The organism is Candidatus Polarisedimenticolia bacterium (genome assembly GCA_036001465.1).
Lineage (GTDB): Bacteria > Acidobacteriota > Polarisedimenticolia > Gp22-AA2 > Gp22-AA2 > Gp22-AA3.
Genome location: DASYUH010000078.1, coordinates 40,015 through 55,449, shown reverse-complemented (window position 1 = coordinate 55,449; position 15,435 = coordinate 40,015). Strand labels below are relative to the sequence as shown.

At 69.3% G+C, this 15,435-nt stretch carries 13 protein-coding genes; all 13 read left to right on the top strand.

What is annotated here, in order from left to right:
• The first annotated feature begins 16 nt into the window (after positions 1 to 16).
• The 13 genes from recN to dnaK all read left to right on the top strand — a co-directional run bounded on the left by recN (position 17) and on the right by dnaK (position 15,373).
• Positions 17 to 1,753, top strand: coding sequence for a DNA repair protein RecN (recN, locus tag VGV60_14610; protein ID HEV8702503.1), 1,737 nt, complete (start codon positions 17 to 19; stop codon positions 1,751 to 1,753).
• Positions 1,750 to 2,265: a pantetheine-phosphate adenylyltransferase gene (gene coaD / locus VGV60_14605; GenBank protein HEV8702502.1), complete on the top strand. Its 516-nt coding sequence runs from the start codon at positions 1,750 to 1,752 to the stop codon at positions 2,263 to 2,265. Before recN ends, coaD begins: the two co-directional genes overlap by 4 nt.
• A complete protein-coding gene (locus tag VGV60_14600) occupies positions 2,265 to 3,455 on the top strand; it encodes a pyridoxal phosphate-dependent aminotransferase (protein ID HEV8702501.1) in 1,191 nt (396 codons plus the stop codon). Before coaD ends, VGV60_14600 begins: the two co-directional genes overlap by 1 nt.
• Positions 3,455 to 4,795: a nodulation protein NfeD gene (locus VGV60_14595; protein ID HEV8702500.1), complete on the top strand. Its 1,341-nt coding sequence runs from the start codon at positions 3,455 to 3,457 to the stop codon at positions 4,793 to 4,795. The genes VGV60_14600 and VGV60_14595 overlap by 1 nt, the downstream gene beginning before the upstream one ends.
• Positions 4,796 to 4,825: 30 nt before the next feature.
• Positions 4,826 to 5,590 carry a slipin family protein gene (locus tag VGV60_14590; protein HEV8702499.1) on the top strand — a complete coding sequence of 255 codons (765 nt, stop codon included), beginning with the start codon at positions 4,826 to 4,828 and terminating at the stop codon, positions 5,588 to 5,590.
• Positions 5,591 to 5,621: 31 nt separating this feature from the next.
• On the top strand, positions 5,622 to 6,650 hold the full coding sequence (locus VGV60_14585) for a sensor domain-containing diguanylate cyclase (GenBank protein ID HEV8702498.1): 1,029 nt from the start codon (positions 5,622 to 5,624) through the stop codon (positions 6,648 to 6,650).
• A complete protein-coding gene (locus tag VGV60_14580; protein ID HEV8702497.1) occupies positions 6,647 to 7,198 on the top strand; it encodes an SPOR domain-containing protein in 552 nt (183 codons plus the stop codon). Before VGV60_14585 ends, VGV60_14580 begins: the two co-directional genes overlap by 4 nt.
• 1 nt (position 7,199) lies before the next feature.
• Positions 7,200 to 8,909 (top strand): hypothetical protein, encoded by a 1,710-nt coding sequence (locus VGV60_14575; protein ID HEV8702496.1) that lies wholly within the window; start codon positions 7,200 to 7,202, stop codon positions 8,907 to 8,909.
• A complete protein-coding gene (gene lnt, locus VGV60_14570) occupies positions 8,899 to 10,521 on the top strand; it encodes an apolipoprotein N-acyltransferase (protein HEV8702495.1) in 1,623 nt (540 codons plus the stop codon). The genes VGV60_14575 and lnt overlap by 11 nt, the downstream gene beginning before the upstream one ends.
• A gap of 55 nt (positions 10,522 to 10,576) precedes the next feature.
• A protein-coding gene (prfB, locus tag VGV60_14565) for a peptide chain release factor 2 (GenBank protein ID HEV8702494.1) occupies positions 10,577 to 11,699 on the top strand; the annotation gives its coding sequence in 2 pieces (ribosomal slippage) (positions 10,577 to 10,630 and positions 10,632 to 11,699; 1,122 coding nt in all).
• 76 nt (positions 11,700 to 11,775) lie between these two features.
• Entirely contained in the window at positions 11,776 to 12,807 is a 1,032-nt protein-coding gene (gene hrcA, locus VGV60_14560) for a heat-inducible transcriptional repressor HrcA (protein ID HEV8702493.1), read from the top strand.
• A 23-nt stretch (positions 12,808 to 12,830) separates the two neighbouring features.
• Positions 12,831 to 13,517, top strand: coding sequence for a nucleotide exchange factor GrpE (grpE, locus tag VGV60_14555; protein ID HEV8702492.1), 687 nt, complete (start codon positions 12,831 to 12,833; stop codon positions 13,515 to 13,517).
• The gene (gene dnaK / locus VGV60_14550) at positions 13,514 to 15,373 is read left to right on the top strand and encodes a molecular chaperone DnaK (protein HEV8702491.1); all 1,860 of its coding nucleotides are present in this window, start codon (positions 13,514 to 13,516) and stop codon (positions 15,371 to 15,373) included. Before grpE ends, dnaK begins: the two co-directional genes overlap by 4 nt.
• The last annotated feature ends 62 nt before the right edge of the window (positions 15,374 to 15,435 follow it).

Genomic DNA, 15,435 nt, shown 5'->3' with positions numbered 1-15,435 from the left:
CCACAAGACGAGTTCGATGCTCCGTTGCCTGCACATCACCCACCTCGCGATCGTTCGCGAGCTGACCCTCGACCTCGGGCCGGGACTCAACCTTCTCACGGGGGAGACCGGCGCCGGAAAATCGATTCTGGTGGACGCCCTGTCGCTGGTCCTGGGAGGCCGATCGGGGGCCGAGATGATCCGGTCCGGCGCCGAGCGCGCCTCCGTCGAGGCGGAGTTCGACGTCTCCTCCAACCGCGCCGCGCGCCAGTGTCTCGAGGAGCGCGGCTACCGGGTGGACGACGGCACGGTCGTGGTGCGGCGGGAGGTCCTGGCGCAGGGGAAGGGACGGGCCTTCCTGGGCGGGAGCCTGGCGTCGGTCGCGGATCTCAGGGCCCTGGGCTCGATCCTGGTCGATCTGCACGGCCAGCACCAGCAGCAATCACTCCTGACGCCGGCGAATCACCGCGATCTCCTCGATCGTCACGCCGGGCTGGACCGGGACCTGGACGACATGGCGGCGGTGTCGCGCCGCCTGGAAGCGGCCACCGAGCGGCTGGCAGCGCTCCGCGAGGGAGCGGACCGCCGGGCCGCCCGCGTCGACCTGCTCCGATCCCTGGCCGAGGAGATCGATCGGGCCGCCGTCCAGCCGGGCGAGCGCTCCCGGCTGCGCGCCGAGCGCGACCTCCTGCGCAACGCCGAGGCGATCCTGCGCCACGCGCGCCAGTCGTACGACGCCCTCTACGAGGGGGAGGGGGCGGCGCTGTCGCGGCTGGCGGAGGCGATCCGGGACCTCCGCGACCTGGCGCGGTTCGACCCGGCCCTGCAGGATCACCTGACGCGGGCCGAGTCGGCGCGGGCCGACCTGCAGGACATCGCGATCATGCTGCGCGACTATCCCGCGCGCCTGCAGTTCGAGCCGCACCGACTGCAGGCGATCGACGACCGCATCCAGGCGCTGGAGACGCTGCTGCGCCGCCATGCGCCGGGAGGCGACGAGGACGATTTACTGCGTCTGGCCGGGGAGGCGAAGGCGGAGCTCGGCGAGCTGACGGGCGGCGGGGAGACTCCGGAACAGCTCGAGAGGATCGTGCAGGACCTGCGCGCCGAGGCCCTGCGCCACGCGGCGTCCCTGTCACGGGCCCGCAGCGCCGCGGCGCGCGTCCTCGAGCGCGAGGTCGAGAAAGAGCTCGCGGGACTGGCCATGGCCAGGTCGCGTTTTGCGATCGAGATCGGGCGCCGCCTCGCGCCAGGTTCCCGCCGGCCGGAGGGCGACGAGCAGGTCGCCGTTGACGCGACGGGATACGACGTGGTCGAATTCCGCCTGTCGGCGAACCCCGGCGAGCCACCGGGGCCGCTGTCGGAGGTCGCCTCGGGCGGCGAACTGTCGCGTGTCATGCTGGCCCTCGAAGTGGTCCTGCGTCGCGAGGCCGAGCCGCGGTCCCTGGTCTTCGACGAGGTCGACGCGGGGATCGGCGGGGCGGTGGCGGAGGCGGTCGGGCGGAGGCTCAAGTCCCTGTCGCGACAGCACCAAGTGATCTGCGTCACGCACCTGCCGCAGATTGCCTCGTACGCCGACCGGCACGTGAAGGTCGGCAAGCGCCAGGCGCGGGGCCGCACGGAGGTCGAGGTGGACGTGCTCGACGATCAGGGCAGGGTCGAGGAGCTGGCGCGCATGCTGGCCGGCGAGAAGGTGACTCCGGCGGCGCTGCGGCACGCCGCGGAGATGCGCGCCCGGGGGCACAAGCCGGCCGGGCCGGAGGCGGGGGGATGAAGCTGACGGCGGTGTTCCCGGGCACGTTCGACCCGATCACGAACGGCCATCTCGACATCATTTCGCGCGGCCGCGATCTGTTCGACCGGATCGTCATCGCCATCCTGCGCAATCCGGACAAGGATCCCCTCTTCCCGCTCGAGGAGCGCGTGGACATCCTGCGCTCGGTGGTCGGCCGCTGGTCGAACGTGGAGGTGGTCTCGTTCGACGGCCTGCTGGTCGATTTCGCCCGCTCCCAGGGGGCGCAGGTGATCGTGCGGGGGCTGCGGGCGCTGTCCGATTTCGAATACGAGTTCCAGATGACCCTGATGAACCAGAGGCTCGAGCCGGGGATCCAGACGGTCTTCATGATGCCGTCCGAGGCCTATTCCTACGTGAGCAGCCGCCTGGTGAAGGAGGTGGCCCGTCTCGGGGGGGACGTGACGGGCCTTGTCCCTCCCGAGGTCATTGCCCGGCTCAAGAGGCGTTTCGCGGCCCCCGGGCGGGCGACCGCGCGGAAAGCGAGAGGCTGATGTCCGACTCCACGCGACTGGCGGGACGGCTGGAGGTGGTGAGCGTCTCGCCGACGCTCGCCGTGATGATGGAGGCCCGGGCGCTGAAGGAGCGCGGCGTCGACGTCATCGACTTCGGCCCCGGCGAGCCGGACTTCGATACGCCCGAGAACATCAAGCAGGCGGCGGTCAAGGCGCTCGCGAACAACCAGACGCATTACACCGACACCGCCGGTGTCCTCGAACTGCGCCGGGCCATCGCCGCCCGCTACGGCGACGCCCCGGGCGGCGCCTGGGGACCGGAGGAGGTGATCACGGGCTGCGGCGGCAAGAACGTCCTGTTCCTGACGGCGATGGCGCTTCTGGATCCGGGCGACCGCGTGGCGATCTTCGCGCCGTACTGGGTGTCGTTCCCCGAGCAGGTGAAGCTGTGCGGCGCCGAACCGGTCATCGTCACGACCCGCGAGGACGACGGATTCGTGCCGCGCGCGCGCGACCTCGATGCGCACCGGGGGATCCGGGCGATCATCGTGAACTCCCCGTGCAATCCGAGCGGCGCCGTCATCCCTCCCGACGAGGTGGAGCGCCTGGCGGCCTACGCCGCGAAGTCCGGCTGCTGGCTGATCTCGGACGAGACCTACGACACCTTTCACTACGGCCCCGGCCGTTTCGCCTCCTTCGCCTCGCAGCGCGCCCGGCTGAAGGACCGCCTGATCCTGGTCAACTCGCTCTCCAAGACCTACGCCATGACCGGCTGGCGGGTGGGCTACGCGCTGGGGCCGCGCCCGCTCATCGACGCGCTGCGCAAGATCCAGTCGCACGACGCCACGCACACCTCCTCGATCTCGCAGGCCGCCGCCGTCGAGGCGCTGCGCGGTCCTCAGGACTCGGTCGCCGCCATGCGCGAGGAGTATCTGAGGCGGCGCGACGAGCTGGTCCGATCGCTCAACCGGATCCGGGGGATTGCCTGTATGCTGCCCCCGGGGAGCTTCTATGTCTTCCCCAACGTCACGGGGGCGATGGGCGCCCTCGGCTGCGCCACATCGATCGACTTCGGACGCCGCCTGATGGCCGAGATCGGTGTGGCGACCGTCCCCGGGGAGGCGTTCGGCATGCCCGGCTTCGTGCGCCTGTCCTACGCCCTGAGCCTCGACCGGATCCGCGCCGGCGTGGAGCGCCTGCGCGGCCTTCTCGGCGCGCGGGACGCGTGATGCGACGGATCACCAGGAGGCCGGCCGGCTCCCTGCTCAGGGTCCTGGCCGTCGTGGCGATCGCCGCCTGCGCCGCCTCGGCCCGGGGCGTCGCGCCGGCGCCGTCCCCGACGGCGGGCGAGGCGCTGGTCCTGACCGTCACCATCGACGACGCCATCCACCCGATCACCGCCCGCTTCCTCAAGGAGGCGATCGCGCGCGCCAACCGCGAGGACGCCGCGCTCCTGATCGTCAAGCTCGACACGCCCGGGGGCTGGCTCAACTCGACCGAGGAGATGATCCGGGACATCACCTCGTCGCGGGTGCCGGTGGTGGTGTTCGTCAACGGCAGCAAGGCGGCCTCCGCCGGCTTCTTCATCACCATCGCCGCGGACGTGGCGGTGATGGCGCCCGGGACCCGCATCGGCGCCGCCCATCCGGTGGCGGCCATGGGGGAGATCCCGAAGGACTCGCCGATGATGGCGAAGATCGAGAACGACGCCGCCGCCTACGCGCGGAGCCTCGCGAGCAACCGCGGCCGCAACGAGAAGGTTGCGGAGGAGATTGTGCGCAAAAGCAGCGCCTTCACGGAGCGCGAGGCGCTCAAGCTGCGGCTGATCGACTACGTCTGCCGCGACGAAGGAGAGATTCTCGCGGTGCTCGACGGCAAGACGATCCGGCGGTTCGATGGCCGCACCGAGACCCTGCGGCTCGGCCGCGTGCGGGTGGTGTCGCTGGACATGTCGACGCGGGAGCGCCTGCTCAGCGTCCTGGCGAACCCGACCGTGGCGCTCTTCCTGCTCTTCGCCGGCGTGGTCGGGCTGTACATCGAGTTCACCCATCCCGGGATGATCGCCCCGGGAGTGGTGGGCGGCGTCTGCCTTCTCCTGTTCGCCCTGTCCTCGCAAATCCTGCCGATGAGCTGGGTCGGCGTGGCGCTCGTGGTCCTGGCGATCGCGATGTTCCTGCTGGAGCTGAAGGTGCCCAGCTACGGGACGCTGACCATCGGCGGCATCGTCTGCCTGGTCCTCGGCGCCATGCTGCTGTTCAAGGGGGCACCGTCGGCGCCGGGCATCGGCGTGGCGCGCTGGGCCATCCTGTCGATCGCGGGGACCGCCGGCGTCATCATGGCCATCCTGACGACCCTGGTGGTCCGCGTGTCGCGGCGCAGGCCGACGACCGGGTCCGTGGGCCTGGTGGGGGAGCGTGGAACGGCCCTGACCGACCTCGATCCCGGGGGACGGGTGTTCGTGCACGGGGAGTACTGGAACGCCCGGGCGGCGCGCCCGATCCCGAAGGGGACCGCGGTGCGCGTGACGCGCGTTCAGGACCTGGCGATCGAAGTCGAGGAGATTTCCTGACACCGCGGTAATCCGCGAAGGAGGCCGATGATGGGTGCAGTGGGAGCGGGGTCGGGTGCTCTGTTTTTCGTGTTCGCCTTCGTGTTCTGGATGATTTCGAGCATCAAGATCCTGAACGAGTACGAGCGGGCGGTCATCTTCCGCCTGGGGCGCCTGCTCGGGACCGCCAAGGGGCCCGGGATCGCCTTCGTGTTCTTCCCGATCGACCGGATGGTGCGCATCTCCCTCAGGACCATCGTGCACGACGTGCCGTCGCAGGACGTGATCACGCGCGACAACGTCTCGGTCAAGGTGAACGCGGTGGTCTACTACCGAGTCATCGATCCCAAGAGAGCGGTGGTCGAGGTTGAGCAGTACCATTACGCCACCTCGCAGCTGGCGCAGACGACCCTGCGTTCGGTCCTGGGGCAGTGCGAGCTCGACGACCTGCTGAGCCAGCGCGAGCGATTGAACGCGGAGCTGCAGCAGATCCTCGACCGCCACACCGATCCCTGGGGCATCAAGGTGTCGATGGTAGAAGTGAAGCACGTGGACCTGCCGGTGGAGATGCAGCGCGCCATGGCGAAGCAGGCAGAGGCGGAGCGCGAAAAGCGCGCCAAGATCATCCACGCGGAGGGGGAGTTCCAGGCGTCGGCGCAGCTCGCGAAAGCGGCGGGCGTGATGTCGGAGAACCCGACGACCCTGCAGCTGCGCTACCTCCAGACGCTGACCGAGATCGCCACCGAGAAGAATTCGACCATCATCTTCCCGGTCCCAATCGATCTTTTCGACGCCCTGAAGCGGAAAATCGTCTGATGCGCCCCTCGTGGCGCCGGGCGAAGACCCCGTGAGCACGGACAGGCTTGAAGAGGATCTGAGAATCGCACGCGCCGCCCTGGGGGTGGCCCGCCAGCTCGATCTCACGGTGGTGGCGGACGCCATCGTCCGCGCCGGCATGGAGGCCGTCCAGGCGACAGGGGCCCTGCTCTATCTGTACGACAGCGAGCAGGACACCTTTCATCTGAGGGCGGCACACATTCCGCCCGACGACCCGCGCCGCAAGGGAATCCTGACGCTCGACCTGGCCGACCTTCGCGGCCCCGGCCCGCCGGCCTCGTACATGCCGCGGACGGCGCGCGCCCCCGAGGCCCTGCGCCGCCTCGGCATCGAGCAGGTCCTCTCGATGCCGCTCCCCGGCGGCGGCGCGATACTGGGAATGCTCCTCCTGTCCCGCGAGACGGAGGGCCTGTCGGCGGCCGACCAGGAGCGCATCGGGCGACTCGTGCCCGAGCTGATCCCGGCCCTCCTGAACGCCCTCCTGGTCGAGCGCTACAAGGAGCTGATCATCAAGGACGATCAGACCGAGTCCTACAACCGGCGCTATTTCGATCGCTTCCTGAGCGAGGAGGTGTACCGGGCGCATCGCTACTCGACCCCGCTGTCGCTCATCTTCCTCGACATGGACAATCTCAAGGAGATCAACAACCGCTTCGGCCACTCCATGGGGAGCAAGGCACTCCGGGAGGTGTCGCGGCGGCTGGTCGGCGAGATCCGCGGCAGCGACAAGGTGTTCCGCTACGGCGGCGACGAATTCTGCATCGTGCTTCCGGAGACCGACCTGCAGGGGGCCTGCGAGCTCGCGGAGCGGCTTCGCACATCGCTGCAGGGACGGACCTTCCTGGTCGACGACACGCCCGGAATGACCCTGACCGCCTCGTTCGGCATCGCCGCCTACCCGGACCACGCGCGCACCAGCCTCGGGCTGATCAAATGCGCCGACAAGGCGATGCAGAAGATCAAGCAGGCGGGCAAGAACTCGATCGGGGTCTCCGAGGCCGACGAAGATTCCCCGCAGGCGGCGGGAGGGAAACGTTGACGCGACCGCCCTCCGTCAAGAGGCTCCTGGTCCAGGTGGTGATCGTCGCGGGGCTCATGGTGGGGCTGGCCCGCTGGGCCGGGCGCGGAGCGGGGACGGGCGGAGCGGGTGGGACGCCGCCGGGCGATCCGGCGGTGTCGACCCGGGGCGCCGGGCCAGACAGCATGTCCCTCCCCGGCGACCTGAGCTTCTACAAGACTCTGGGCAGCGGCAAGCCGGCGCCCCCTCCGACCGGTGGGCTCCCCTCCGACAGCCGTAGTAATAATGATGACCAGGGAGGGGCCGCCTCCCGGCAGGGCCGCACCGGGCAGGGGGGGTACGTCGTCCAGGCGCTCGCCACGCGCGACCTGGGCGCGGCTCGGCGGCTCAAGGCCCGTCTCGCGTCGCGCGGGTTCCCGGCGATCGTTCAGGAGGACCGGACGGAGACCGCAGTCGTCTATCGGGTGCGCGCCGCCCGTTACCGTACGCGCGCCGAGGCGGAGGCGGCGGTGCAGATCCTCCGACGGGACTTGCACCTGACGGCGTGGATCCTGGAGGGGGCGGACTGACATGAGCGACAGGCGCCCGCCGGTCGAGGATCGCAGGCTCCTGGGCGACCTCCTGATCGAGGCCGGCATCGCGACCCGGCATGCGATCGCGAGCGGGCTGGAGGAGCAGCGGGTCCGAGGCGGCCGGCTCGGCTACAACCTTTTGAAAATGGGGCTGGCGACGCCGGCCTCCCTGCACCTGTTCCTCGAGGACCATTTCGAGGTCCTCCAGCCCGGGCTCGCCGGCGAGCTTCTCACCCGCCCGCCGGTCGATCGGATTCCCGGAAGGCTCGCGCACTACTACGGCATGGTGCCGGTCGGGGTCGAGGACGGGGTCCTGGCCCTCGGCCTGTCGTCCGCCGACGTCCCCGCGCTGGTCCCTGCCGTGGAGGAGCTCACCGGTCTCCGTGTCGATCCCCTGATCTGCCCCCCGTCGATCATCTCGGAAGTGCTGCGCCGTTTCTATCCCGCGGAGGTCGAGACCGGAGTCTTCTACTATCCGGGCGCCGAGAATCACCTCGTGCTGGCGGATCGCGGCCGGGGCATCCTCCCGGTCCTGCCGGAAGTGTTGCGCGCGAACGCGGTGCCATCCGACAGGCTGCGCGCGATCGCCGCCGAGGCGGTCCGCCGCGGCGCGCGGTCGATCCGGGTCGAGCCGCAGCCGAGGGCCGTCCGCATCGTCTTCAGCGGCCCGCACGTCGACGACGAGGTGGCCGTGCAGGAGCGCGGGAGCTACCCGGGCCTGGCCCGCCTCATCGAGGGGCTGTCTGGAATGGCGGCGCGCGGCCGCGTGATCCCCAAGGTGGGGCGATTCACGCTGCGGATCGAATCCCGGCGCGTGGCGATCTCGGTCTCGGCGCTCCCCGGGCTCGAGGGGGACACCTACACCCTCGATCTGCGGGATGAGCGGATCGCGACCCTGAAGGGGCCGGAGATCCAGGACGATCTTCCGGGACTGGTCCCCCTTCTCGATCGGCTTGACGAAGACGGACGAGGCCTTCTCGTGATGGCGGCCGCGGATTCATTCGGCGCGGGGGCGGCGATCCGCTGCGTGCTCGACATGCTGGGCGGTCGCCGCCCGCGCCGCGTCGGCCTCGGCGACACCGGTGCGATGGCCGGGCTTGAGGCCTTCCCGCTGGCGCGCGCCGGAGAGGAGGTCGCCTTCGCGGACAGTCTCGATCGGGCCCTGCAGGTCTCGCCGGACATCGTGCTGATTCCAGACCTCCTCGAGCCAGGCCGTGCCGCGGCCGCCGCCGAGCAGGCGGTACAGCGCATCGTCCTGGCCACGATCACCCCGGCCAGCGACGCGGCTGCCGCCGTCGAGTCGATTCTCCGCGCGGGGCTCGGCCGGCGGGTGCGCCCGGTGCTCTCAGGGATCCTCGCCATCCGTCTCATGGAGGAGCTCTGCGCGGCGTGCAGGCGTCCCGTGGATCTGGTCGACCTGCTGGCTCCCGCGCCCCCCCACCGCCGACCGCCCCAGGGTCGGTACGGTGCCGCCCAGGGGTGCGCCGCCTGCCGGGGATCGGGACTGCTCCGCCTCCACCCGGTCTTCGAGCTCATGGCGGCGTCCCCGGACGACGGCCTGTTCGAGCGCCAGGCCTCCGCCGCGGCCCTGCGCCGGGAGAGGGTGCGCAGGGGAGCAGAGACGCTCGGTCTGGCCGGCCTGCGAAAGGCGGCGGCCGGTATCGTCGACGTCAGGGAACCGCTCCGTCTTCTGCTTCATGAGAGATAGCCCCGCCGCGATCGGCAAGGCGCCTCACGCCGGTTTTCGTGGCACGCTGTGGGCGTGCGCTTCGGGAGCGGTCCTGGCGCTTGCCTATCCGCTTGCCGACCGGGGCATCCTGGCCCTGGTCGCGCTGATCCCCTTCCTCCTGTCGCTCCAGGCCACGGAAAAGGGAACCGCCCTGCTCCGCGGCTACGCCTGCGGCGGGAGCTTCTTCGCGATTCTGCTGTACTGGATTCCGGCAGTCATGGAGACCTACGGCGGACTGCCGCTTCCGGTAGCCTGGCTCCTGCAGGCGCTCCTGGTCTTCTATCTGGCGACCTTCTTTGCGCTGTTCGCCTGGATCGTCAGCGTCGCCTGGCGGCGATACGGACCCGTGGCCCTGGCCTTCGCGCCCGTGAGCTGGGTGGCGCTGGAAATCGCGCGCGCCCGCCTGCTGACCGGGTTCCCCTGGGGACTCCTGGGCTACACGCAATACCGGAACCCGGCGCTCCTGCAGGCCGCGGTGTGGGGCGGGATCTTTGCGGTCTCGTTCCTGGTCATGGCCGTGAATGCCGGAGGGGCGCTTCTGATCCTCCAGCCGGCCGCGTCCCGGGCGCGGATAGCGGGTGCGATCCTGATCGCCGTGTCGGCCTTGTCCTTCATGGGGGGCAGGCTGGCCCTGGGGCGAGAGGCCGGGCACGAGGCGGACGGAGACGGAGGCGCCATCCCGGTCGCCGCCATCCAGGCCAACGTCGCGCAGGACCACAAATGGGACCCGAAGGCGGCCGCGGGCACTCTGTCCGATCTGGCCCGCCTCAGCCGGCAGGCCGCGTCCTCCGGGGCCCGGCTCATCGTGTGGCCCGAATCGTCGAGCCCGTTCTCCGTGCGCCGCCCGGGTGGCGACCGGGCGTCCGGCCCGGGGGTCGAGACCGACGCCGCCTACGCCGCCTTTCTCGGGGATCTGGCGCGCTCGCTGCACGCCGACCTGATCGTCGGGAGCGTCGACTATCGAGCGGCCGGCGAGACCGTTCGCGCCTACAACAGCGCCCTCGCCGTCGGCGCCGACGGGACCCTGGGCGCGACCTACGACAAGGTCCACCTGGTGCCGTTCGGCGAATACGTGCCGCTCGCCCGGGCGCTCTTCTTCGTCAACCGGATGGTCAGCGGATCGATCGGCGAGTTCGATGCGGGAACGCGTCTGGAGCCCCTGCCGACGTCCGTCGGCCGCGCCGGGACCGTCATCTGCTACGAGGCCATCTTTCCCGAAATCGTCCGGCGGGTGGCCGGCCGCGACGCCGCCTTTCTGGTGAACATCACGAATGACGCCTGGTTCGGCCGCACGGCCGCCCCCTACCAGCATCTGGCCATGGCGGCGGTGCGCGCGGCGGAGAACCGCCGCTACATGGTGCGGGCCGCCAACACCGGGATCAGCGCCCTCATCGATCCGTTCGGGCGCATCCTGGCGAGGACCGGCATCGAGGAGAGCGCGGTGCTTGGCGGGACGATCCGCGCGCGTCACGATCGGACCGTGTACGCTCGCTGCGGCGATCTCTTCGCCTGGGGCTGTGCTATACTGACCGCTCTTCAAGTCGCCGCGCTCCGCGCGGCGTTTCTGCGATCGGGCATCGGCAGCCCCTGAGCGGCCGCAGACCCGGACTGGCTCCTAAGTGGCGAAAGCACCGCGCAGCTTCGAGATCGACGACCTCATCCGCAGGGTGGATGCCCTCAAGGGGCGATTCACGGAACTCAGGGGGCATCTTTGATCTCGACGCCTGCGCCCGCGAGCTCGCGGAGATAGAAAAGAAGGTCGCCGACCCGAAACTCTGGAGCGATCCTTCGGGCGCCCAGGCCGCCCTCAAGTCCCGCACCCGGCTCAACTCCGAAATCGAGGCGTTCCGGCAGCTCGAGAAAAGGCTCGAGGATGCGGAGGTGTGCGCCGAGCTCGCCCGTGAAGGGGAGGACGTCGGCGCGGACCTCAAGCAGGCGGTCGAGGCGCTCCAGGCGGCGCTCGACGAGCGCGAGCTGGAGGTGATGCTGACCGGCGAGCACGATGCGGGGGACGCCATCCTGACGATCCACCCCGGCGCGGGCGGCACGGAGTCGCAGGACTGGGCCGAGATGCTCTACCGGATGTACCTGCGCTGGGCGGAGGGGCGGGGCTACCGCATCGAGGCGCTCGACTACCAGAAGGGGGACGAAGCGGGGATCAAGAGCTCCACTCTGATGATCAGAGGTCGGGATGCCTACGGCTTTCTGCGCGCCGAGAGCGGCGTCCACCGGCTGGTGCGCATTTCTCCTTTCGATTCGTCGGGCAGGCGTCACACCTCGTTCGCCTCGGTCTACGCCTATCCCGATCTCGACGACGAAATCGACGTGGCGATCGAGGAGAAGGACCTGAGGGTCGACACGTACCGTTCCAGCGGAGCGGGAGGCCAGCACGTCAACGTGACCGACTCCGCGGTCCGTGTCACCCACCTGCCGACCGGGATCGTCGTCTCATGCCAGAACGAAAGGTCGCAACACCGGAACCGCGACATGGCCATGAAGGTCCTCAGGGCGCGCCTCTACGACATGGAGCGCCGCAAGCGCGACGAGAAGCGCGCCGTGGAGGAGGGGGCGAAGAAGGACATCGATTTCGGCAGCCAGATCCGCTCCTACGTCCTGCAGCCGTACACCCTGGTCAAGGACCATCGGACCGGGTTTGAGCGCGGCGACGTGCAGCGCGTCCTCGACGGCGACCTGGACCCGTTCATCCGGGCCTTCCTCTTGGGCCGCAGCCGGGGTGCCGGCGCAGCGGCCGGCAGCGCGGCTCGTTGACAGGAGCCCCGGTCGCCGGTATATTTGGCACTCGAGGTCAACGAGTGCTAATGAGCCGACCGAGCGGAAACGCCTGATGGACGTCCGCGCCGAAGAAATCCTCAAGAAGATCATCGTCAACTACATCCTCACCGGGGAGCCGGTGGGATCCAGGACGATCTCCAAGATCATCCAGGAGGGGCTGAGCCCCGCCAGCGTGCGCAACGTCATGTCGGACCTGGAGGAGATGGGGTTTTTGGCCCAGCCGCACACCTCCGCTGGACGGATCCCCACCGACAAGGGGTACCGCTACTACGTGGACACCCTGCTGGAGCCCGCGCGCATCCCGTCCCGCGATCGGGCCCTGATCGACGAGAGCCTGTCCAGAACCGGCGGCGACTTCAGCGAGGCGATGGAGATCATCCCGAAGCTCCTGTCGCGCCTGACCAGCCAGATCGGCTACGTCATCGCCCCCCCGATCAAGGAAGCGGTCCTCAAGCACATCGAGTTCGTGAGGCTGCACGAGCACAAGGTCCTGTGCGTGTTCGTCGATCGTTCGGGGGTGGTCAGCCATCGCCTGATCGAGGTGGAGGAGGACTATCGGCAGGCCGATCTGGAGCGGGCCGGGCATTATCTGGTCGAGGAGTTCGCCGGGCTGACCCTCGGTGACATCCGCACGCGCCTGGTCGGCCTGATGGCCCAGGAGAAGGCCACCTTCGACCAGCTTCTCAAGAACGCCGTCACCCTGGGGACCCGCTACCTCGACGCCGAGCAGGACGACCGCCGGCTGGTCCTGGAGGGGACGACCAACATCATGAAGCACCCGGAGTTCTCGGACATGGAGACCATGCGGCGCCTGTTCGAGACCTTCGAGGAGAAGCACCGCCTCGTCAGCCTCCTGGATCGCTGCATCAGCCAGCCCGGGGTCCGGGTCGTCATCGGCTCGGAGGCGGACGACCCGGCGCTCGGCAACCTGGCCCTGGTCGCCTCCCCCTACAGCCTGGACGAGCGCACCACGGGCCTCCTGGGCGTTCTCGGCCCCACCCGCATGGAATACGAGCGGGCGGTCACCCTGGTGGGCTATATCTCCCGTCTTCTCTCCAGTTTATTGACCAGCCACCCTCACTGACCTATATTCGGGCGGGAGGTTGTATGCCGACGCGCCCGCGCAAGCCGACCAATCTGCCGGAAGCCCGGGGGCCCGGCGGGGACGAGGAGGAGCCCATCGAGATCCTCGAAGTCGTCGGAGTCGATGAGACGACCGGCGCCGTCAAGAAGAACAAGGCGCACCGGCCGGCCGGCTCCGAGCGCAAGGCCATCGAGCCGGACCCGGAGAACGACGCCCAGGCTCGCCTCCTCGACGAGGCCGTCAAGGAGAAGGACCGGCTCTACGATCAGCTGCTGCGCAAGCAGGCCGATTTCGACAACTACCGGAAACGCATGGAGCGCGAGCGCGATGAGAGCGGCGCGGTGGCGGCGCGCGAGGTCCTGAAGCGGCTCCTGCCGGTCCTCGACAACATGGAGCGCGCCCTGAAGACCGCCGAGGCGTCGCGCGACCCGCTGCGCAAGGGGATCGAGCTGGTGCACCAGCAGTTCCTCGACTTGCTCAAGAAGGAGGGCGTGCAGCCGATCGAATCGCTGGGGACAGCGTTCGATCCGCGCCTGCATGAAGCGGTGGAAGTCCTCGACGTGGCGGGATTCGAGCCGGACATGGTCCTGGAGGAGATGCAGAGGGGATACACGCAGAACGACAGGCTGCTGCGACCGGCGCTCGTCAAGGTGTCCTCGGGCAAGGCGCCGAAGGACCACGCGGAGCGCGAGGCGGGGGAGGATTCATGAGCAGGGTGATGGGCATCGACCTGGGCACGACCAACTGCTGCGTCGCGGTCATGGACGGTGGGACGCCCCTGGTGGTCCCCAACAAGGAGGGGGCCCGCACCACCCCGTCGATCGTCGCCTTCACCGAAAAGGGGCAGCGGCTGGTGGGGCAGATCGCCAAGCGTCAGTCGGTCACCAACCCGACCAACACGGTGTACGCGGTCAAGCGCCTGATCGGCCGGAAGTTCAACTCCCCCGAGGTCCAGCAGGCGAAGCGCTTCGCGCCCTACCAGATCGTCGACGCCAAGAACGGCGACGTGCGCATCCGGGTGCGTGACAAGGACTACAGCCCCCCGGAGATCTCCGCCATGATCCTGGAGCGCCTGAAGGAGATGACGGAGGAGCACCTGCAGGCGGAGGTGCACGAGGCCATCATCACCGTGCCGGCCTACTTCGACGACAGCCAGAGGCAGGCGACCAAGGACGCCGGCCGGATCGCGGGCCTGAAGGTGTTGCGCATCATCAACGAGCCGACCGCGGCCTCCCTGGCCTACCGGCTGAACGAGGAGTCCGAGAAGAAGATCGTGGTCTACGACCTGGGAGGCGGGACGTTCGACGTCTCCATCCTGCAGCTCGGCCAGGGCGTGTTCGAGGTGAAGTCGACCTCCGGCGACACCTTCCTGGGCGGGGAGGACTTCGACCAGAGGATCCTCGAGTGGCTCCTCGTCGAGTTCGAGCGGAAGGAGAGCATCTCGCTGCGCGAAGACCGCCTGGCCCTGCAGCGGCTCAAGGAGGCGGCCGAGAAGGCGAAATGCGAGCTCTCGGCCGAGGCGCGCTCGGAGATCAACCTGCCCTTCATCTCCGCCGACGCCAAGGGCCCGAAGCACCTGAACGTGGTCCTGTCGCGCGACAAGTTCAACGAGCTGACCGCGGACCTGGTGGAGCGCACCCGCAAGCCCTGCCTCGAGGCCCTCTCCCTAGCCGGCCTGAAGGCGGCCGACGTGGACGAGGTCCTCCTGGTCGGCGGCATGACCCGCGTCCCCAAGGTCATCGACACGGTCCGCGAGATCTTCGGCAAGGAGCCGTGCCGCGACAAGAACCCCGAGGAGGTCGTCGGCGTAGGGGCCGCCATTCAGGCGGGCATCCTGCAGGGGGAAGTGAAGGACATGGTCCTGCTGGACGTGACGCCTCTGTCCCTGGGGATCGAGACGCGCGGCGGCATGTTCACCAAGCTCATCGAGCGGAACACCACCATCCCGACCCGCAAGACGAAGATCTTCACCACCGTGGCCGACAACCAGTCCAAGGTGGAGGTGAACGTCCTGCAGGGCGAGCGGGAGGTCGCGTCCTTCAACAAGTCGCTCGGCCGCTTCGAGCTGATCGGCTTCCAGCCCGCGCCGAAGGGCGTGCCCCAGATCGAGGTCACGTTCGACATCGACAGCAACGGGATCGTGCACGTCTCGGCGCGCGACATGGCGACGAACAAGGAACAGACCATCGTCGTGACGCCGTCCGGCGGCCTGAGCGAGAAGGAGATCGGCGACATCATCGACGACGCCAAGAAGAACGCCGACGCCGACAGGAAGAAGGCGGAGCTCTTCCGGATCCAGGCTCGGCTGGAGGGACTCCTGGAGTCGAACATGAAGTCGTTCGCCGAGTTCGGCACACTGCTGGACGAGGAGAAGCGCAACACGGTCAAGAAGATCCTCGAAGGGGCGCGCAAGGCGCTCGCCTCCGCCAGCATCTCCGAATGCACCGCCTCGCTCGAGAAGCTCGGGGAGGCCTCCGAGATTCTGACCGAGGTGATCATGTATCATCCTTCCCCCAACGCGCCGGGGGCCGCCGGCGGTTCGGGCGGGCCGGCGCGGACTTCCTGAAGAACCAGGACTGGGCAGGCCGGACGACCATGGGCGGGGCCGGCGGCGCCGCGTCGGGCGTC